Raw genomic sequence first — 19,951 nt, forward strand, 5'->3', positions numbered from 1 at the left:
TCCCAATCCGCCATAAAGTGCGGATAATATTCGGGCAGCGACCGAATCGTATTCTCGTCTTCTTTCATTGCATGCCGAGTTAATAGAATAAGCGGCTTGCTCAACACGACAGCCTCGCTCACCGTACTCCAGCCCGGCTTGCTGATGACGATATTCGATCCGGCTCCAAAGTTCTGGGACTCTGTATAATCTGCCAGGATAGCAATTACATTGGACCGCTGTAATTTCATATTGCTCGATACAATGAACTGCAGCGATTCATTCTCCCACAGTTTCCATCTCATGACATTCTGCAGATCAATGCTCATCCCAATGCTGCTGTAAATGATTCTTTTTGTATGGTCAGGATTGATGGTCTTGCGAATTTCGTCCACTGCTTGCCAGTCTATGTCCCGACAGAAGAAGCCAGCCTGCATCGAGCCCACTTACGCCCCAATCCGGTCCTTGCTATCCGATATACCAAGCCTGCATAGGCTTCATATAGCGGCTCCAATGACGAATCATCGATCATTGCTTGATAGATGGTGTACCATGTGAAATTGGAAAGCCCAACCGAGGTAACACCTGCCCCTTTAGCAGCCTTGACGGCGATCGGAGAGATGTCGGCAATAACTAGAACGACTTCTTCCGAACGCAGAAAGTCCGCCTCTCGGTTAACTTCCATCGGCCTATCGTTGCTGTCATCCCATTGAAACATTCAAGCAGTGTTCAGACATTTCCGACCATGTCGAAAACATCTCCATCACGGTGTCTTCTTGCGAGTGTCCGCTATGTACGATAATGATTTCCATATCCGTGCTAGCCCTTAAGCTATGCAACGTTTTCATCGGGATGTGTAGAACATTCCCTGCCTTTACTTTAATCGGAATTCCGTTCTGGACAAATTCCCCTATACCCTTGACGACCGTCCATACCTCTTCACGATACAGATGCATCAGATAGCTAAGGTTTCGACCTTCCTTAATCGCTACCCGTTTCGTAATTACGCAGCGGCCGTCCTCATACTTCTCGTTGTCGAGAATCCGAATCCAGCCCCATTCCTTCTCCTCGAACATCGGGCCCTGATTATAATTAATGAAATCTTTAATCCGCGGGCTCGCACTCTTATCCGTAACCAATATCCCATCTGGGCTTACTGCAACGACCACATTAGATACACCTAGAATGGTGACAGGGATTTCAAGCTCATTCACTAAATGGGTATTCGCGCAATCCTCGCTGATAGTCCCTCTGCCGATTTGGTTCTGCTTCATCTCTTCCGTCAGCGTATTCCACGTGCCAAGATCCTTCCAATACCCGTCATATGGAATGACGACGATGTTATCGGTCTTCTCAACTACCTCATAGTCGAAGCTGATTTTAGGAAGGTTATGATATTGCTCAACGAGCTGGTCATATTCGAGAGGATAACCTTTCGCCTCCAGGATGCTAATGAGATATCCAAGCTTGAAGGAGAAGACGCCACAGTTCCACATTGCTTTCCGTTCGATTAAGCCTATGGCTGCTTCTTCAGAAGGTTTTTCTTGGAAATGGCTAACTCGCAGCGAGCCGGCAACAGGCGACTGTTCATGTTCAGGAATAATATAGCCATACTTTGCAGACGGGTAGGTCGGCTTTACACCAACAAGCGCAAGATCTGCGTTCGTTGCTCGAATCGTATCCTCCAGCTTCTGGACGGCATTAAAAAAGTGGCCCTCTACATAAGGGTCCACTGGTAGAATAGCAACGATCTCACCTAGATCAACATTTGCAACCGAGTATAGATACGAAGCTGTCAGCGCTATTGCCGGGAATGTATCCCTGCGTTCAGGTTCAATAATAAGCGGTACCGACGTGCCAAGCTGATTATGCACCATTTCGATTTGCGATTTGCCAGTCGCAATGTAGCTGGACCCCGCTAAACCGCTCTTAGTAATTTGCCCCCATACGCGCTGCACCATCGAAATTAGCTCTTGGTCCTCGTTCTCCAATACTTTAAGAAATTGCTTCGAACGAGCGTCGTTCGACAATGGCCACAAGCGTTTACCAGATCCACCGGATAACAGTACGATTTTCATCTTTTCTCCCCCAAACATTTTACAACTTACATCCATTAGCCAGGATCATATTCTTGCTTGATCCGATCTTTACGCTTCGACTTGCCGAGTGAAAACAGAAAGCTAATCTGATTTGTAATAACTAATCCAACGAAGAAGGCAATACCCGCAACCATCACCATGAACAACGCTGTAAAAATAACATTATCGATCTTAACAAACGACGATAATAAAAGACCGGCGAAAGTAAGGACAAACACCAGCAGATCAGGGAAGAATTGTCTAAGGAATTGGGTATACCTTCGTTCAAACCCATAACGAACAAGAATGAAGAAGGCGATGAAGAAATGCAACGTATAAGCAATTGAAACGCATAAAGCAACGTCTCTAATATCTTTAAACCATATGCCAACACATATTGAGATAACGGTAATTAATGAGTTGATAACGCCAGTCTTGAACAAAAGCTTCGTAGATCCCAAGCTCTGAAATATCGCTCCCGTGCTTGATGTAACCATCTGTGGCCAAACGGATAACGCTAGCATTTTGAACGCTGGGACTGTTGCAAGCCAACTTGCTCCGAACATAATCGTAATGATTTCCTTGGCACTAACGAAACAAAATACGGATACAAATGCCCCCATTAATGAAAGTAGTTTTACAATCCTCATATATTGCGAGTAGATATAGTCTTTATTTTCTTGGTGCTCAGATAATATTGGCAGCAATATTGGTGTAATAACTCCAGTCAAAATATTGAGCGGATAGAGCATTAGTCGATAACCTTTGTCGTAATACCCTAGTGCCACACTGCCTAGAAATTTGCCGATCAGCAAGGCGTCCAAATTTCGAGAAAAATAATTCACTAAATTAAACAGAAATTGAAACGTAGAGAACTCTTTAATTTTGATTATACTTGCTTTATTAAACTTTAAGGCTGGCCTTACGGATACACTTAAAATGTTCCATAAGAATGTGAAAAAGGCCATAAACACGGAGTTGTACACTATTGCGTAATATTTGTAGCCTGCAACAGCAAGAACGATTGTAAGTGCAGCCGCTGCAATCGACACAATGATTGACCTTACTCCTAAAGCAGCGAAACGTTTGTCCTTAAGCAATAACGCATTCGGCACAATGTTAAGCGCATTGAAGAATAGGGATACAGACAACACAGCCCCAATGGTGATATAGACCGAATTCCCATAAACATATGACAGTGGAACAGAGAATAAAGCAAATGTCACTGCTAGGATGACTGCGAAATAAATTGTGAACGTGAAAATATGATTCACGTCTTGTTTGGTCAATGACTTATTCTGAATAATGGCTGCTCCAATGCCCATATCAGCAATCATTAGAAAGAATGTGGTGAACACAGTCGTAACCGCAACAATCCCGAAATCCTCTGGTGTCAATAATCGCGCCAAGACCGATGTGAACAGTATCTGTATAATAACAACCGTATACTTGGATATGAAATTGATAAGGGCTGCCCTTTTCAACGATGTGGCGTTCATAGCCGGTACTTTCCTTCTACTCTGTTTTGCATTGCGATCACATTCCTATTTTTAGAGTTATGCCGAGTGACGTATCAACTTATTAACTTATAGAAATAGCGAAACGAGTTGTAAATCGGTTTCGGAAGACGTTTCAACAAGTTTTGGAGATACACCTTCCTCGACTTCGTATTAAAAATGAACGATACGATAGCGCCCTTTGCGAACATTTCATTAGTTTCCGTGCAATACACCGGCTTTTTGGTGAGCTCATGGATTTTGATCGCTTGATGGCGCTCGCTTTCGACAAACAGATCCAACTGCGACTTCCTATATGCCTCCGCCTTATGAGTACCATGTGCTCCGAGGCGCTGCCTCTCTTCTTTATTCGGAAGGTCCAGCATAATTAAATGTTCGTATTGAATTCCATGATTATTCAACCAGGCTTCCGTCTGCTCCCTATATTTCTCCAGTCGGCTAGTTACAATACTATGTATCTTACCCGTCGGTATAAATAAAGGAGGGGTATTACTTAAGAACTCAATATATTTACTGCCATCATCATTCTGCTCTTTTGTAGGATCCACGCATAATACTCCGTCAATATCAAAACCAGCTCTTTCAACAACTTGATGGTGAAAGATGTTCCATTCAAATAATCTCGGTAACGGCACGCATTCTAAAAAAATATCAATATCATCTCGAACCTGATCGGAGGAATATACAGCTAGCGTCGTTATTTTCTTTTTCATCTCTTCGGGAATTCTCTCCATCTCTTTTGCAAGAGATACCCCGCTAAAAATACTGTCATCTACAAGAAGAATCCGATTTGCTTCACTCGGAAAATTTATTGAGCTCTTCGAATGCCTTGTAGACCCTGTCTTAAGAGGATAATTGTGAATCAGTGCCCCCAGATCACAACACTTCTGATTCAAGTAAAGGGCGATCATATAGGCTGGGACCATTCCACTTCTTGGGATTCCAACAATAAGATCATAATTACCTGACCTGATAAGCGGTAGCTTCCTCTTAATCAGGGAACCTAAATCCGAGTAGCTCCTATAATTCATCTAAGTACCTCCATTTCACAGCTAAATGATTTGTCTTAGCGCATCGTTAATTTTGCTTCCAACCTGATCCCACGACAAATGATCAACAAAATAATCAAATGTACTTTCCGCCAATCTCATATACTTAGAACCGTCGCCGACATACTCCATAATCTTGCCAGCGTAAACATGTGCCTCGTCAGCTGAGTCAAGTACGAATCCGTTGACACCGTGCTTAACAATGCCCGTTACACCGCCTGTATTCGCCGCTATGACCGGCATTCCCCACGAGCATGCCTCCGCATATGATATCCCTTGCGCTTCCTGTCTGGTCGGAAGCAGGAAGAAATCGCACTGTTTGAACGTATTCTCTAACCGTTCGTATTCTACGGGAATGTGCTTATTGATGAATCCAACAATTTCGGTGTATGCTGCGTAGTCAATTGGAATATCAGGCGTGCATCCCACAACATATAGCTTCGCATGTACGCCGTAGGTCTGATTTAAAATCTTAACGACCTCGCACGCGATAGGTCCGCCTTTACGCTTCCAATCCGTCCCGAAGAACATAAAGTCGCACTTACTTGAACCGCTCGACATTTTCCTCGATTGAATGATCTGCATCACTTCGTCACGGGAGTAGTTATGCTTAATGTTCGCACCCCGATTAATCACGACACATTTTCGTGAATCCGCCTGATGGAAATCGATTGCCGTCTGTTTCGCCCAGTCCGAAGCATAAATAATGAGATCCGCATTGCGGATCGCCATCGTCTCCTGCTTGTAGCCATTCGAAATTGCTTTCTTGCTGTAATCGCTTTGGTAAATGTAGTAGTCAACCATACCACCGAATGTGGCATCTGTGTAAAAAACCATCGGCCTGTTCTGTTTGTCTTTGAAGAAGGTATAATACAAGCTGCTCGGTGCAAAGATGAGATCAAACTCCATATCTTCAATTCGCTTTGAGAGTTCTCTGGAGAACTGCTTCAGTACGTAAGGCTCTCTTTCAATTAAGGTTTTCTTACTGGACAATTTGGCCTCAACCTTCTTATACAATTTGAAGTATTTGCCCAGCTTTAAATTATCGATGACGATGACTTCATTGCCTGCCTTTTCAAGCATGCGCTTGATATGATAGATCGTCCCAGATGAAGCATTAATATCATTCACACTAAAGTGAGTAATATATAAAATTTTCATCATTCATCTCTCTTCCTTTGTGGCGGTAACTGGATCTGAATTAGGGGAAATCAATTGAGGCTAAGCGGCGTGCTCGGCAGGTCAGCCGGAGTGCTCTCTCTAGCAAGACTCGTTTGACGCTGCTGATGGATGTATCCATATGCGAACGCAAAGCTTAGCACTGGCGCACAGTAATACAAGTTGAGGTTACCGGAGAAATTACCAATTATCATGAAGCAAACGATATTTAAACAAACGATTCTAATCAGCGCACCCGCAAACAAACTCTTAACAGCATGTATACCGATTTTGGCAATAAAAAATACGGTTGCAATTAAACCGTATTTCCATAAGTAATAAAAGAATGAGTTCTCTATAAATACAGAGTTTTTTCCGCTCCAAATTTCACCAAATCCGCTTCCGAATATCGTGGAAAACCGATACACCTTTTCTTCGAAAACGACGGCAGAATCATCCATCCTATCACTCAACGTATTGGTTGAATTCGTTGAATCTGTTATGCGGGAAATAATGGCGTCATGAAACTGATGATACTTATCCGGAAACAGGTTGATTAAGCCGTAGTAGGCAACAGCTAGCGAGAAGCTTGCAATAATAATCTTCTTCAACAATTTCTCCGGCCGTTTATCTTCGAACAAGATAGCAATAAACAAAGCCAGAATATAAGCTATCCATATCGTTCTTGTAAAACTGAAAAAGCAACCTATAAATGCCATGACTTGTAACACAGTTAATCGCACAAATCCCAACTGATTCCGTAGGACATACAAAACGGAAGCTGCCACCGGAAGGAACTGGACGATGATCATTACATTTCGTTGGCCAAATCCATTCTCAACTAATACGTCTAAACCGACTTCTCTAAAATGCAACAACTCCTGCAAAAATATAACACAGATGTATATTTGAACAGCCAAAAGCAGCAGTTCGCCGAGCTGTTTATCAAACTTCACGGAGCGTAAGTACAAGTAAGGAACATATATGTATAAGAACAATTTGAAATCTTGAAAAATACTGCCGATTGCATATCCCTTAACAATCCCCATTGCCAGGAATGAACCTATTATCAGCAATAAATAGAGATTACTCACTTTACCTAGCACTTGCCTTAATTTTATTTCTCCTTTAATTGACGCAAGACTCATCGCGGCGAACAGGATCGCCAGCATAAAATCTGATGGCATAACATTTCCCATTCGCAGCGCTAAGTTCACCGATGCTCCCCAAGCAATCGAAGCAATTAGGAAGGTTGCGAATATGACCTGATGTCTCCGGATAACTAACAAGCCGCCTATAAGCGTTATGAAGACTATACCCATCTCTACAGATACATTCTTTATGCTTACAATTAGCAACGACATCACGAATACAAATGCGATGAACGACCTATTAAAATGGGGATTATTTTCTTGGTTCATGGAAACACCTTCCTTTTATCCACGAGCGGTCCGGCTGTTCGTCAGTTGTTGTCAATAAAGCTTACCAGCGCTTCTCTTTTCTTTGAGTGCTGTTCCAAATACGTACCGATATCGTTTTGAACTTGGCGGTATTTATCCTCCGCAATCATGGATGTCCAATCGATTTCATCCAGCTCCTCATAGAGCATGCCTAGGTTTTGACTAGATACAAAATCGAATATTTCATACCTTCTGGTAATAACTGGTTTGCGCCTAAAAAGAATATCAAATATGACACCGCTGCTTGACTCGTTATAATAATCGTCAACATACGGCAGAATGATGCACTTTGTGCTTTTAATCAATTGGTCGTATTCATTCTCTGGCAAGTATTTATCGACCAACGTAATGTTCGAACTCGTCGATGCAATTGCATAGAGCTCCGTTCTCATCTCATCATCTTGAATCGAGCCGGCAATAAGCAGCTTTAAGCTGCTTTGCGAGAATTGTTTGGCTACGCCAACGACATCCTTGCCTTTCCGAATAATTCCGAATACGCCGTAGTCATATGTACAAGCCGTTTGATCGGTTTCGTTTTCTTTGCCCAAATAAATATAATCCGGGACGACGATATACGGTGTTCCATATTCAGCTCCTACGCTTTCTTTGGATACGATGACCCCTGCGATTTTATTCTTGATTAGGTTGAAGATCCTTCTTCTCATCTGTGACTTCAGTTCATTCTTATACTGGATAAGATAGATATTACTCCGTGATCCAAATAACAGAATACTTAGGAACAACATCGTGTTACTATAATCCTGGAAAATGATATAGTCATTGTTTTTGTCCTTCAGCACTCTTCTTGCATTGATTAGCTCTTTTAACTTTGTAAGTATTTTCGTGAATCGCTTGTTGAACTCTTTCAAGTCCACATTGTATTTTAGTCTCATGATATTACTGAATTTGGACGCATAAATAGGTCCGCCTGCTATAGTTACATCGAACCTCTTATCAAAGATGCTGTTATACATTTCGGCGACATAGAAGAAATGCCCAAAGCTCTTATTATCGCTTTTCAGGCTAGTGATATCGGCAATAACTATTCGTTTTCGTCTCTTCAGTTCCATATTAGAATCCTTCTACAAAATATTCTTTTTCTGAATACTTCTTTTCTGCCCAGTCCTTTGTGTTCGCTATCACTCTGGCAGGATTGCCAACAACGATACTGTTATCGGGAATCGTACCTTTCACAACAGAGCAAGCGCCAACGATCACGTTGTCCCCAATATGCGTACCCGGAAGCAATGTGCTTCTTGTGCCAACGAAGCTGTTCGCTCCGACAAAGATACCTTTCAAGAACAATTCATCTCTGAATGGGTCCGGATTGTTCTTACCAATGGCCTGCAGCCCTCGAGCAATTGAGTAATCGTGTGTCAACAGCTGTACTTCACTGGAAATGACGCATCCATCACCTAAGTGAATGATTGAATAATCATTGCCATCGAATGTAGCTGTTGTTGCAATGTAGCGCGGCACACCATCAATATCCATGCCATATTTCTTCAGGTGTTTTGCATATTGTCTCGTGTAATAATTGGAGTCAATATGCGCCAGCTTCTTTACGTAATTTCTTTCCGCAACCTTCCAGGCCTTCTTTATGACACGACCGATCTTCACTGTACAACCCCTCTTCCGAAAATATGATGATATCCTGTGCCGCTCACTTTAAGCTTGTTATTGTTCATTACGTATGCGATGACGTCCTTCGTTTTGCTGCTAAACTCCTCATGATTTAGCTGTGCATACCCATCAATCTCGTTCACAAACCTTTGGATATCATCGACTCGAAACACTTTCCCGGCTCCGTACTTATTCAGATCTTGCCAAGGTGTCTGATCACTCAATAAGGTATAGCATCCAGCTGACAATGCTTCTTGAATGACATGCCCATAATTTTCACCCAGTGTCGGAAATAGGAATAGATGATGCTCTCTCAACGTTTCAACGACTTGCTCAGATTCCACATTGCCGGCATACGTCCAACTCACATTTGGCGGCAGAAGCTGCAGCTCTGCTTGGCACTCTTCCCAATAATTAGGTTCATGGATTGGACCATAGATTGTGAATTCAATATTGCTTCTTACCCGCTTCAGCACCTGGATGGCGCCAATCAGATTTTTCTTAGGTGCGATTCGAGATATCCAAACAACCTTCAAGTCCCCTTCTTCCTTACGCTTATTAATCGGCGTATCCTCTACCCTGCGCGGAAGGTCCTCAGCGATGATAAAATTGCCGTACGTTCTAACCTGTTGGCTTATTTCATTGACTTCCATCTCAGAGGTAGCCGACCAATGAATGTTCTTGAATATGCCTGTCAGATTGAACAGTGTCGTAAACAGCTTCTTCTTCTTATACTTGAGCCTGAATTCCATCGGAGAGAATAAGCCCATCGCAGCGACGAACACCGGCTTCTTGATTAACCCTATTCGCTTCAGCAGCAGCGTGTTAATGGCATAGTCGCTGAAGCATCCACATACATATACGAGATCGACCTGACTGGCAAGCTTCTTAATGATACGGAAAGTAAAGCCCTTCGGAGGTACGTAGTAAACTTGTGCGCCGCCAACCTGATTCCAGTCGTGGACTTTAACGTTCGAATAAGCTTCTGTATCGCCATGATCCCGGTCACAGGTCAGAATCTTAAAGTTGTATTGGTCTCCGAGATAGTCAACGAGATTCTTGATTGACCGAACAGGTCCGCCGTCTTTGTAACCAGGCAGGTATCTGCCTGTAATAATCAAGACATTTCGTTTATTCTTCGTCATCATGCCTCAGTTATCTCCTTGACTATGAATATAGGCTGCCTTATGCTTTGAGGTCTCCTTGCATCTTCATTCTCCGATCATATTTCTCGCACTCATACATCTTGGCATCGACCAAGAAACGGTACCAATACGCTTGCAGAAAATGAAAGATCTTGCCTTCCGGTCCATCAAGAAACCCGAGCTTCACATAATAACGGTAAAAAAAATAGAGGTGTGCGCGAAAGAATTTGGGAAGTCCGTAATATCCCCGATTCTTTACGACCCTCTTCATTTTGGCCTGCTGGGTCGAAATGCCATTCTCCAGTATTGCCGCACCTTCTACGGCCTTTTCAACAGTTATCTGATGATCGAGCACTTCCCGATTGCTATACCAATTATGTTTGCTGATCCACCACTCCAGATCTTTCTGGTTATTATCAATCAAATCATGCTTGAAGTTAACCGTTTCGCCTTCGCTCAAAATCATGTGCTCATCCATAATTTTCTGCTCGCATAACGCTTTGCCGGTACGGAATATGCGCAGCAGCAACTCCGGATATCTTCCACCATGCTTAATCCAGCGGCCCATGAAATAAACGCGTCTGCGCAAAACGACGCCATTGACGTTGTCAGCCACAGCAGACAATTGGTCGTTAATTTCTTGAGCCAAATCCTCCATTAGCTCTTCGTCTGCATCCATACGCATAGACCAATGTGTCGTAATGTTCGTTTGCGTCAACCCCCAATTTAATTGGGTTGCGTAGTCGATCCATTGGTTCTCGTAGAAATCCAGACGGCTGCCCTGCTGCTGAAGCTCAAGATTCAGCTGCGCGCACACCTGCTCTGTAGCGTCCGTACTGTGGCTGTCTACGATAACGAACCGCTTGGCGATGCCCCGGAAAGACTCGATGCACTTCCTTATGTTCTTTTCTTCGTTCTTCGTAAGGATCACAACTGTAAGATCAACCATCACGAAATTCCTTTCTAATTAAGAGTGTCCACTCTCATTAGCCGTTATAGTTTCTTTATGACCTTGGCCGGATTGCCGGCGATGACGCAATTGTCCGCGAATACGCCGCTAACGACCGCCCCAGCGCCAACGACGCAGCCATCGCCGAGCACCGTTCCCTTCAAGATGATCGAGTTGCAGCCGATAAAGCAGTTTTTCCCGATCGTAACAGGCCGCGTCCTAATTTTCTCCTTGATATCCGCATTTCTTGCCTCAATCTCAAGAGGGTGGAAGTCATTGTCCAGTATTTTCGCATTACCGCCGATATTCGTGTTGTCACCAATCGTAATCGATTCTCTGGCATAAATAGTCGCACCAGATATGCCGACTCTATTCCCGATTTCGATCTTCGCCTCAGGCGTTCTTGTCATTATAATCGTGCGCTGATAGAGGCCCACGAGATTCGATAAGAACGATGAATTGATCACGACATGATCCCCAATGGTAAGCAGAGCGCCTGATTTATTATAAATAACCGGTACACCCTTCAGTATTAAGCCTTTTCCATATCTCACCTTGGTCACACGCATCAATAACTTAAACCAATTGCTATTCATTATGCAGCCCTCATTATAACAAGATAGAGATCTCTTCTTTATATTTCCGAATCGATACTTCCTTCGTTAAATGATTGACTAGATAGGCTCTTGCCCGCTCGCTCATGCCGATTGGAATAATTGAGTCTTTCTCGTTCAAAAACCTTTTAATGATTTGCTCAATCTGATCATAGTTGCCAGGTTCGGTTACATAGCCACAGATCGTTTCTTCAATAATGAGGCGCGCCTCCGAGCCTGGCTCCAGCACGCCTACTATCGGCTTACCCGCTGCCATGATTCCATACAGCTTGCTCGGAACAGAAACGCCCTTGATTCCCTTCGCGTTAATGCACCAGTGGACGTCTCCCGCATTCAGGCTGTAAACCAAATCAGCTTTGGCCTGGTATGGAATGAAGGCGACGTTATCCAAGCCATGCTCGTTCTTATATTGTACCAACCGCTCTCGGATCGAGCCTTCGCCTACAAAAACAAATGCCACATCATCTCGATCCTTGAATCTCTCGATGACGGGCATTAGATTTTCCAGATCGTAATAAAGGCCAAGGTTACCGGAATACATAATCACGAACTTACCTTCCAGCCCGTACTTCTGCTTGAACGTTGCGACTTTCTCGTGATCACTAGGCAGCGGATAGATCTCTTTCTCATCTATCCAGTTGTTAATAAACACGTGGTTTGGCACCTTCCTGCCCTTAAACCTATCCTTCAGGGTATCCACCATATCCCTACCAACGACGATGACTTTATCTGCCCGACTGCAGCTGAACTTGTCGAACCCCATCATCACTTTTAATACCGGTTTATTTTGGCTGTAGCCAACCGCAACAGTCTGTTCCGGATTAAAGTCTTGAATATTGTAGATGTACTGAGCACGTTTCATCCATTTTCCCCATACTCCAAGCAGACCTCCCAGGATGGGGGGCTGCGAGATAGAGTACACGAAGTCCATAGAACCCGTCTTAAACGTCGCGATAAGCGCACCTAAGAAATAAGCTATAATGTTACGAATGCGGCTTAGCTTATTTTTTTTCGTGAATTCTGGTACACGTATACGAATAACCTGAATTCCGTTAATATTTTCTTTATAAAACACCTTTTGTTTATAACTATTTTCAATAACTCCAGTATAAGAAGGAATAACACAGATGACGGTAATATCGAATGATTGCTGCATGCCTTCCGCCAGTTCCTTCAGAATTTGACCCGTGGACGCGACATCGGGATAATAATAATGGGCGTATATAAGCAGCCGGCTCTTCTTAACGATAGGGGATCCCATAGCTAAGTTCCTTCCCTTCCGGCGTTGCTCACTGCGGGATAGCTGCAATGCTCAATTGTTGTCTTGCCTTTTCCAGATCGCTGTCGACCATCATCTCAATCAATTGTTTGAAGCTCACTTCCAGCTTCCAACCGAGCCTCTCCTTTGCTTTGGAGCAGTCGCCAAGCAGAAGGTCGACTTCAGCAGGACGAACAAACTCAGGATCGATAACAATATAATCGCGATAGTCCAAGCCAACATGACCAAAAGCAACTTCCAACAGCTCCGTGACCGTATGCATTTCGCCAGTAGAAATGACATAGTCATCTGGCTCGTTCTGCTGCAGCATCAGCCACATCGCTTTCACATAGTCGCCAGCGAAGCCCCAATCACGGAGTGCATCCAGGTTGCCCATTCGAAGCTCATTCTGCAAGCCGAGCTTAATTCGGGCAGCAGCATCCGTAACTTTACGCGTAACGAACTCCAGTCCCCGACGCGGGGATTCGTGATTGAACAGAATGCCCGAGCAGGCGAACATATTGTAGCTCTCACGGTAGTTCGTCGTAATCCAGTGGCCGTATACCTTAGCAACACCATATGGACTGCGCGGGTAGAAAGGTGTCGTTTCCTTCTGCGGCGTCTCCATAACCTTACCGAACATCTCGCTGCTCGATGCTTGATAGAAACGTGCGCTCGGCTTTATAATTCTTACCGCTTCAAGCATATTCGTTACTGCTAGTGCGGTCATTTGAGCAGTTGCAATCGGCTGCGGCCATGAAGCAGCTACGAATGATTGAGCAGCCAGATTGTATACTTCATCTGGATCAGACAGACGTACAGCTTCGAGCAGCGAAGCCAGATCGTTCAAATCGCCGGAGAGCCATTTGATTTTATTTTTGATATGCTCGACATTCTCAAAGTTCGGCGTACTCGTACGTCTTCTGAGCCCGTACACCTCATAGCCTTTTTCGAGCAGAAACTCTGCCAAGTAAGAGCCGTCTTGTCCTGTAACCCCTGTAATTAATGCTCGTTTCATAAGAATTGACCCCTTCCGGTACTAGATCGTAATCTCGATTTGTTTGCAATACTCTTTATATACAGAGCGAATACCAGCTTCAAGCGGAATAGTAGCCTTCCAGCCCAATGAATGAATCTTGTTCACATCGACCAGCTTTCTTGGCGTCCCATCTGGAATGGAACTGTTGAATCGAAGCTCGCCCTCATACCCAACGATTGATTGAATCAGTTCTGCCAGCTGCTTGATCGAAATATCCTCGCCTACGCCAACATTCACAATTTCGCTTTCCTCGTAGTTATGCATAAGGAACAAACATGCATCCGCAAGGTCGTCAGCGTGCAAAAATTCACGGAGCGGCGCTCCCGTACCCCAAATTTCCACGAATGGCGAACCTGCTTGCTTTGCTTCATGGAATTTCCGAAGCAGAGCCGGTAAAACGTGCGACGTATTCAGGTCAAAATTGTCATTCGGACCATACATATTCGTCGGCATTGCTGAAATGAATCGTGTGCCGTATTGCCGATTGTAGGACTGGCACATCTTAATACCTGCAATTTTGGCTATTGCATAAGGCGCATTCGTCGGCTCCAGTTCGCCTGTCAATAAATATTGTTCCTTTAATGGCTGAGGAGCTAGCTTCGGATAGATGCAAGTGGAACCTAAAAACAACAGCTTTCTGACATTGGCTCTATAAGCTGCATCGATGACATTGGTTTGTATCAAGAGATTATCTCTAATAAAGTCAGCTGGATAATCGTTATTTGCTACGATTCCGCCAACCTTTGCAGCAGCCAAGAATACATAATCGATTTGCTCTTGTTCAAAAAAGGCATTCACCGCATCTTTATTCCTCAGATCCAATTCGGAGCTCGTTCGGTATACCAAATTTGCAAAGCCGTGCTTTTTAAGCGCTCTTAGTATCGCGGAGCCAACAAGACCTTTGTGACCGGCAATATAAATTCTAGCCTGAATGTCCATCTACTCACCTAATCTCTCGTATGTAATTTGCATTCGTCAGAATGCATCCTTCGAACCAAAGAGCACTTTAATGGTTCTTAAGATAATCTTAAAATCAAAGATCAGCCCTCGTTGCTCAATATATTGCAAATCCAATTCGACCATTTCACTGAAACTCAACTCATTTCGACCGCTTACCTGCCAAAGCCCTGTACAGCCTGGCGTGACCTTTAAACGAAGCTTATCGTAGTTCGTATATTCCTTTACTTCTCGGGGAAGCGGCGGTCTCGGGCCTACAAGCGACATTTCTCCTCGTATGACGTTCCATAATTGCGGCAACTCATCGATACTGGTCCTACGAATAAATCCCCCAATTTTTGTTATCCTAGGGTCTTTTTTTATCTTGAACATGGGGCCGCTTATTTCGTTTTTCTCCAATAGTTCTTTCAGCATATCTTCAGCATTAGAAACCATCGAACGAAATTTGTACATCTTGAAAGGCTGTTCGTTCTTGCCAATTCTAATTTGATGAAAGAATATGGAGCCTTTTGGATCTTCTAATTTGATTATTACTGCAATCAACACTAATAATGGCGATAACAAGAGGATTCCTGCTGAAGCGCCTATAATATCGGCAGCTCGCTTCGCCCTTAGATAAAGCCTAATTTGTCTCTTCCGCGTGAGGCTATAGCTCTTCACCAAAGAACCGCCCTCTGCCAAGGCTTCAACATCGTTTCTTTGCTGTAATGGGGCCATATGTATATCACCTCATTATTAAAAAATTTTATTGAGTCGTTCTCGCGCGATTATTTCCTCCATGGCCGCTAATAAAGGTGTTCTCAGCTCTTTATTCATTAAAGCGAAATCGATTGTTGTCATGATAAATCCAAGCTTCTCACCGACATCATATCGAATGCCATCGAAATCAAATGCATAGACGCCCTCAGATTCATTGAGTTTTTGGATGGCATCCGTTAACTGAATTTCTCCGCCAGCTCCTTGCTCCTGGCTTGCCAGATAATCGAATATTTCCGGAGTCAAAATATACCGGCCCATGATGGCAAGATTAGAAGGAGCTGAACCCAACTTTGGCTTCTCGACAAAGCGATTGACTTGATGCAACTTTCCATTCCGCTCTATGGGATCAACAATCCCATAACGCTCTGTCTGCTCATACGATACCGGTTGAACACCAATAATTGAGCGTTCTGTTATTTCGAATTGATTAATCAGCTGCTTCGTGCAAGGGATATCCGAGACCACAATATCATCCCCGAGCAATACTGCGAATGGCTCGTCGCCAATGAAATTGCGAGCACACCACACGGCATGGCCTAATCCCTTCGCTTCTTTTTGCCTAATATAATGAATATCTACATGAGATGACTTTTGCACTTCTTCTAATAAACTATATTTTCTCTTTTCCATTAAATTGTGTTCTAATTCAAATGCAATATCGAAATGATCTTCAATGGCTCTCTTGCCTTTACCGGTGACAATAATGATATCTTCTATTCCAGATGCAATCGCTTCTTCGACTATGTACTGAATTGTCGGCTTGTCGACAATAGGCAGCATTTCCTTGGGCATTGCTTTGGTAGCCGGCAAAAACCTTGTACCTAATCCGGCAGCTGGAATAATAGCTTTCCTTACTTTCTTCATCTTCGCTCACCCTACCCCATTTATTCTCTATTCAGTGAATCAAGCTGCTAAAAAAAAGAGCTATGCTTTCCAACTATAATGTAATGCGTAACTCCCTTTTTTAGATCTTGATATTCATTAGAGTTTAAACTTTATAAACAAGATGGGCATTAAACCCGACCTCACATCACACCATCGACGATAAACGTCTAAGGCTTATTAAGCCCACAGCATGACCGAGTGCCTACAGTGATAAAGGTGCAGTAGACATTACCTCAAATACGTGCAAGGATCAAAGCCTATTATTCATTCGTATTGTAGTAATAATATTGATTGTTATGTTTGGATTGGCTCTTGTTATTCAGCACAACGCCCAATACATTTGCTTTCGCATGATCCAAATTCGATTTAGCCTTCATTACTAATGACCTTTTCACTTTTCCGGCATGTACTACCAAGACAACTCCATCGCAATATGCAGAAATAACTAAGCCATCCGTTACCGCAAGAATCGGGGGCGTATCAAATAGAATCAGATCGAACTCTTGTTTTAGCTCTTCGATAAGAGCTAGCATTCGCTGCGATCCTAAGATCTCTGAAGGATTAGGAGGAATTGGCCCAGATGTTATAACAGATAAGTGATCCACACTAGTATCTCGAATAACCTCCGCCAGTATATTCTGATTGAATAGTGCACTGGTAAGTCCTACTCGGTTGGTTAGTTGAAACACAGCATGAAGAGAAGGCCTGCGCAAATCGCCGTCGATCAGCAACACTTTCTTACCTTCTTGAGCATAGGCGATCGCTAGATTCGTTATCGTGGTGGTCTTTCCTTCTCCCGCAAGCGCAGAAGTGGCCATTAATACCTTAATTCCCTTATCAATTGCGGAAAATTGAATGTTGGTTCGCAAAGAACGATATGCTTCAGAAATTGGAGATTTGGGATTAAGTAACGTAACAAGCGTATTATTTTGTTGCATATACACCTTCACCTACCTGTTTTTGAATAGCCCTTTTTCCAGATTTCTTCATATCTGCTTTGCTAATCTTTTTGATATAGGAGAGCATCGGAAGCTGCAAGGCTTGGATAACATCTTCTTCTGTCTTGATCGTATCGTCTAAATAATCCAGCAGGAATACCAGTCCAATGGAAAGCATTAATGAAACGATAAAGCTTATCACGACAAGCACCACTGGACTTGTGTTTATTGCCCCCCCTCCCTCGCTAGCATTCGCTTTGGAGAGTATCGTTACATTATCCACTTTCATGATTGAAGGAATTTCATTCTTGAATACGGTCGCTACTGCATTGACTACTTTGACTGCATGTTCATATGAACTATCCGTATAGCTCAGATTCATCACTTGAGATTTGTCTGAAGCACTTACCGCGATTCGAGAACTAATTTCACTTGGGGTCACTTTTAAATCGGGGTAGCCACTAACGACCTTATCTAATATTGCAGATGACTTAATAATTTCTTTATAGGAACTAATAAGCATAATATTGGTCTGAATACTGCCGGAATCTATCTTTTCAGCTCCGTTAACTACGTAAGATTGATTCACAATCAGCTTCGCCGAAGCTTGATAAACATCCGTAGTAAATAAAAAACTCTTAATTCCAGTTAACACACAAACCACTAGAACGATTGAAATAATGAGTATCAACTTCTTTCGAATCACATTCATAAACTGTTTCAGTTCCAATTAACAAACCCCCAATATATGGTAAAATTCCTATTAGCGGAATAACAATCTTCGCTTCTTCTTAGGAGTTTCAGCTAGAATTTCTTCATTTCTGAGAAGGCGCTCAGCGTTATTTCTTAAGCGCTCCACCTCTCTCTTCCCCATACGCCTTCCTATTAAGGTATAAGCCTCTTGCAGCGAAAACGTTCGATCCAGAGAGCTATGGGCATCTGACGAGACAAAATGTATCATTCTGCGGTTGTATAATTGAAAGGAAAGCTTTTGTACTTTGCGCCCAAAGTAACCGGTAAGCGACTGGGAGGTCAGTTGGCAGAGCGCTCCCTTCTCGATCCAATCACGAACTAAATCAGGATTAGCACTAACTACTTTGTTCCGCTCCGGATGGGCAATTACAGGAATAATTCCTCGGATTGCAAATTCATATAACATATCCATGAAGTAACCAGGAACATGGTTTGAAGGCAGTTCCAGTAATATGTATCTGCTACCAGCCAAGGTTAGAAGTCCATTATGCTCCCATTCATCTAATAAGCCATCATGTACCCTAATTTCCTGGCCTGAATACACGGCTACCGGCAATCCTTGCCGCTGAAACAACTCATTCAATGCTCCAACAGATTGATTAACAACAGACGGAGGAGTCTCGAAGACTCCATTCCCATGATGTGGCGTTGCTATGATGGCATGAATTCCCTGATTTACTGCCTGTACTGCCATCTCAACGGCTTCGTTCTTACTTCGAGCTCCATCATCAATGGAAGGTAATATGTGTGAGTGAATTTCTACCATTATGATTCACCTTACTAAAATTTTTGTCATGCGTTGCCAAAACAACCCGTTTAACTTTGACTGCCGACGGTAATACTAATGTCATGGTCTGGATACAAATCGTATCATTCTCTGTCCTTACTTTACGATACAGAACGTAACAAGTCAATACAAAAGTTATTGTTTTTTTGTTAGTGTGACGTTTCGTATCATTGAATGCATTTGTAAGCGTTTCGTATTAATATGGAGATATAGCTAGTTAGGAGGAGATTTATGGCCATCGGTAATCGGATTTCCAAACTAAGAGACGATCGGGGCTGGACGCAAGAACAGACCGCGGGGATGATGGGGATTTCACGGGCAGCTTTGTCTCATTACGAGAAAAACCGTCGTGAACCCGATACGGAAACGTTATCGAAGTTTGCCGATTTGTTTAAAGTTTCTGTCGATTATCTCGTAGGGAGAACAAATACGCCTCATCAGATATTAGATGAACCCGTACGTGAATTTGTCGATGAAATCGATCAAGTCGACCTTACGGCGGATGACTTGTTAAGCAAGTACAATCTTTCAATTGATGGCCTCAGCTTATCAGAGGAAGAAGCGCGACGTTTCATTGCTTTCGTGAGGGCAGAGCGTAATATGAAGAAGCCCTAATTAACTGCGGACATAATAAATAAAACCATAGTCTGATTGACTATGGTTTTGTCCAATAAGGGCAGCGGCTATGTAACCTTATCCGTTGAACCTAACGATGGTAATTCTATAGGCCAGTTGGTGAGGTCAACACCAAGTTGTTCTACGATCGTGCGAATGTCTAATGATATCGTTGGATTTTCCGTTTCGTCCACTTGATTACCTGTCTCTGTTCTCTTCATTCCCCGGTTCCTACTCTCTTTAATTATCTCGAACCCGACCTTTGCCGACATTGGATCATGGTCAAAATTGCAATCCGCACAACCCAAAAGACCACTCCCTTATTATTTCTCTCTAACCTCATCTTATCTAAATATCATTATAGTCAAATCATTCCAAAAAGGATGTC

19 protein-coding genes are annotated in these 19,951 nt (G+C 43.2%); 1 reads left to right on the forward strand and 18 read right to left on the reverse strand.

The annotated features are described in order from the left end of the window. Positions 1-680: 680 nt before the first annotated feature. The 18 genes from I8J29_RS26790 to I8J29_RS26875 form a co-directional block, all read right to left on the reverse strand. Positions 681-2,057 (reverse strand): sugar phosphate nucleotidyltransferase, encoded by a 1,377-nt coding sequence (locus I8J29_RS26790; RefSeq protein ID WP_208850431.1) that lies wholly within the window; start codon positions 2,055-2,057, stop codon positions 681-683. 35 nt (positions 2,058-2,092) lie between these two features. Next, entirely contained in the window at positions 2,093-3,556 is a 1,464-nt protein-coding gene (locus I8J29_RS26795) for a lipopolysaccharide biosynthesis protein (protein WP_208850432.1), read from the reverse strand. Positions 3,557-3,630: 74 nt separating this feature from the next. Beyond that, complete coding sequence (locus I8J29_RS26800) at positions 3,631-4,605, reverse strand: phosphoribosyltransferase family protein (RefSeq protein WP_208850433.1); 975 nt, start codon at positions 4,603-4,605, stop codon at positions 3,631-3,633. 21 nt (positions 4,606-4,626) lie between these two features. After that, the gene (locus tag I8J29_RS26805; protein WP_208850434.1) at positions 4,627-5,787 is read right to left on the reverse strand and encodes a glycosyltransferase family 4 protein; all 1,161 of its coding nucleotides are present in this window, start codon (positions 5,785-5,787) and stop codon (positions 4,627-4,629) included. A 47-nt stretch (positions 5,788-5,834) separates the two neighbouring features. Continuing rightward, positions 5,835-7,202 carry a hypothetical protein gene (locus I8J29_RS26810; protein ID WP_208850435.1) on the reverse strand — a complete coding sequence of 456 codons (1,368 nt, stop codon included), beginning with the start codon at positions 7,200-7,202 and terminating at the stop codon, positions 5,835-5,837. Between the two features lie 41 nt (positions 7,203-7,243). Beyond that, entirely contained in the window at positions 7,244-8,311 is a 1,068-nt protein-coding gene (locus I8J29_RS26815) for a glycosyltransferase family protein (protein ID WP_208850436.1), read from the reverse strand. Between the two features lies 1 nt (position 8,312). Continuing rightward, the gene (locus tag I8J29_RS34300) at positions 8,313-8,861 is read right to left on the reverse strand and encodes an acyltransferase (protein WP_338113292.1); all 549 of its coding nucleotides are present in this window, start codon (positions 8,859-8,861) and stop codon (positions 8,313-8,315) included. Next, positions 8,858-10,012, reverse strand: a complete 1,155-nt coding sequence (locus I8J29_RS26825) for a glycosyltransferase family 4 protein (protein ID WP_208850437.1) — start codon at positions 10,010-10,012, stop codon at positions 8,858-8,860. The genes I8J29_RS34300 and I8J29_RS26825 overlap by 4 nt, the downstream gene beginning before the upstream one ends. A gap of 37 nt (positions 10,013-10,049) precedes the next feature. Then, complete coding sequence (locus I8J29_RS26830) at positions 10,050-10,958, reverse strand: glycosyltransferase family 2 protein (protein WP_208850438.1); 909 nt, start codon at positions 10,956-10,958, stop codon at positions 10,050-10,052. A 44-nt stretch (positions 10,959-11,002) separates the two neighbouring features. Next, a complete protein-coding gene (locus I8J29_RS26835) occupies positions 11,003-11,554 on the reverse strand; it encodes an acyltransferase (RefSeq protein ID WP_208850439.1) in 552 nt (183 codons plus the stop codon). A 13-nt stretch (positions 11,555-11,567) separates the two neighbouring features. After that, a complete protein-coding gene (locus tag I8J29_RS26840; RefSeq protein WP_208850440.1) occupies positions 11,568-12,833 on the reverse strand; it encodes a glycosyltransferase family 4 protein in 1,266 nt (421 codons plus the stop codon). Between the two features lie 28 nt (positions 12,834-12,861). Continuing rightward, on the reverse strand, positions 12,862-13,848 hold the full coding sequence (gmd, locus tag I8J29_RS26845; RefSeq protein WP_208850441.1) for a GDP-mannose 4,6-dehydratase: 987 nt from the start codon (positions 13,846-13,848) through the stop codon (positions 12,862-12,864). Positions 13,849-13,869: 21 nt separating this feature from the next. Beyond that, complete coding sequence (locus tag I8J29_RS26850; RefSeq protein ID WP_208850442.1) at positions 13,870-14,808, reverse strand: GDP-L-fucose synthase family protein; 939 nt, start codon at positions 14,806-14,808, stop codon at positions 13,870-13,872. A gap of 36 nt (positions 14,809-14,844) precedes the next feature. After that, positions 14,845-15,543, reverse strand: a complete 699-nt coding sequence (locus tag I8J29_RS26855) for a sugar transferase (RefSeq protein ID WP_208850443.1) — start codon at positions 15,541-15,543, stop codon at positions 14,845-14,847. A gap of 18 nt (positions 15,544-15,561) precedes the next feature. Further along, positions 15,562-16,449, reverse strand: a complete 888-nt coding sequence (galU, locus tag I8J29_RS26860) for a UTP--glucose-1-phosphate uridylyltransferase GalU (RefSeq protein WP_208850444.1) — start codon at positions 16,447-16,449, stop codon at positions 15,562-15,564. Between the two features lie 281 nt (positions 16,450-16,730). Beyond that, positions 16,731-17,408, reverse strand: coding sequence for a CpsD/CapB family tyrosine-protein kinase (locus tag I8J29_RS26865; RefSeq protein ID WP_208850445.1), 678 nt, complete (start codon positions 17,406-17,408; stop codon positions 16,731-16,733). Further along, positions 17,395-18,138, reverse strand: coding sequence for a YveK family protein (locus tag I8J29_RS26870; RefSeq protein ID WP_208850446.1), 744 nt, complete (start codon positions 18,136-18,138; stop codon positions 17,395-17,397). The genes I8J29_RS26865 and I8J29_RS26870 overlap by 14 nt, the downstream gene beginning before the upstream one ends. Before the next feature lie 33 nt (positions 18,139-18,171). Continuing rightward, complete coding sequence (locus tag I8J29_RS26875; protein ID WP_208850447.1) at positions 18,172-18,927, reverse strand: tyrosine-protein phosphatase; 756 nt, start codon at positions 18,925-18,927, stop codon at positions 18,172-18,174. 252 nt (positions 18,928-19,179) lie between these two features. On the opposite strand from I8J29_RS26875, the gene I8J29_RS26880 reads away from it, so the two are divergent. Continuing rightward, a complete protein-coding gene (locus I8J29_RS26880; RefSeq protein ID WP_208850448.1) occupies positions 19,180-19,563 on the forward strand; it encodes a helix-turn-helix domain-containing protein in 384 nt (127 codons plus the stop codon). The last annotated feature ends 388 nt before the right edge of the window (positions 19,564-19,951 follow it).

The organism is Paenibacillus artemisiicola (assembly GCF_017652985.1).
GTDB classification, from domain to species: Bacteria; Bacillota; Bacilli; order Paenibacillales; family Paenibacillaceae; genus Paenibacillus_Z; species Paenibacillus_Z artemisiicola.

Excerpts from the sequence above, each read along its gene's own strand:
- I8J29_RS26855 (WP_208850443.1), bottom strand. The coding sequence starts at position 15,543 with ATGGCCCCATTACAGCAAAGAAACGATGTTGAAGCCTTGGCAGAGGGC.
- I8J29_RS26790 (WP_208850431.1), bottom strand. The coding sequence starts at position 2,057 with ATGAAAATCGTACTGTTATCCGGTGGATCTGGTAAACGCTTGTGGCCA.
- I8J29_RS26825 (WP_208850437.1), bottom strand. The coding sequence starts at position 10,012 with ATGATGACGAAGAATAAACGAAATGTCTTGATTATTACAGGCAGATAC.
- I8J29_RS26875 (WP_208850447.1), bottom strand. The coding sequence starts at position 18,927 with ATGGTAGAAATTCACTCACACATATTACCTTCCATTGATGATGGAGCT.
- I8J29_RS26810 (WP_208850435.1), bottom strand. The coding sequence starts at position 7,202 with ATGAACCAAGAAAATAATCCCCATTTTAATAGGTCGTTCATCGCATTT.
- I8J29_RS26830 (WP_208850438.1), bottom strand. The coding sequence starts at position 10,958 with ATGGTTGATCTTACAGTTGTGATCCTTACGAAGAACGAAGAAAAGAAC.
- I8J29_RS26840 (WP_208850440.1), bottom strand. The coding sequence starts at position 12,833 with ATGGGATCCCCTATCGTTAAGAAGAGCCGGCTGCTTATATACGCCCAT.
- I8J29_RS26880 (WP_208850448.1), top strand. The coding sequence starts at position 19,180 with ATGGCCATCGGTAATCGGATTTCCAAACTAAGAGACGATCGGGGCTGG.
- I8J29_RS26865 (WP_208850445.1), bottom strand. The coding sequence starts at position 17,408 with ATGCAACAAAATAATACGCTTGTTACGTTACTTAATCCCAAATCTCCA.
- I8J29_RS26800 (WP_208850433.1), bottom strand. The coding sequence starts at position 4,605 with ATGAATTATAGGAGCTACTCGGATTTAGGTTCCCTGATTAAGAGGAAG.
- I8J29_RS26795 (WP_208850432.1), bottom strand. The coding sequence starts at position 3,556 with ATGAACGCCACATCGTTGAAAAGGGCAGCCCTTATCAATTTCATATCC.
- I8J29_RS26815 (WP_208850436.1), bottom strand. The coding sequence starts at position 8,311 with ATGGAACTGAAGAGACGAAAACGAATAGTTATTGCCGATATCACTAGC.
- I8J29_RS26850 (WP_208850442.1), bottom strand. The coding sequence starts at position 14,808 with ATGGACATTCAGGCTAGAATTTATATTGCCGGTCACAAAGGTCTTGTT.
- galU (WP_208850444.1), bottom strand. The coding sequence starts at position 16,449 with ATGAAGAAAGTAAGGAAAGCTATTATTCCAGCTGCCGGATTAGGTACA.
- I8J29_RS26805 (WP_208850434.1), bottom strand. The coding sequence starts at position 5,787 with ATGATGAAAATTTTATATATTACTCACTTTAGTGTGAATGATATTAAT.
- I8J29_RS26835 (WP_208850439.1), bottom strand. The coding sequence starts at position 11,554 with ATGAATAGCAATTGGTTTAAGTTATTGATGCGTGTGACCAAGGTGAGA.
- gmd (WP_208850441.1), bottom strand. The coding sequence starts at position 13,848 with ATGAAACGAGCATTAATTACAGGGGTTACAGGACAAGACGGCTCTTAC.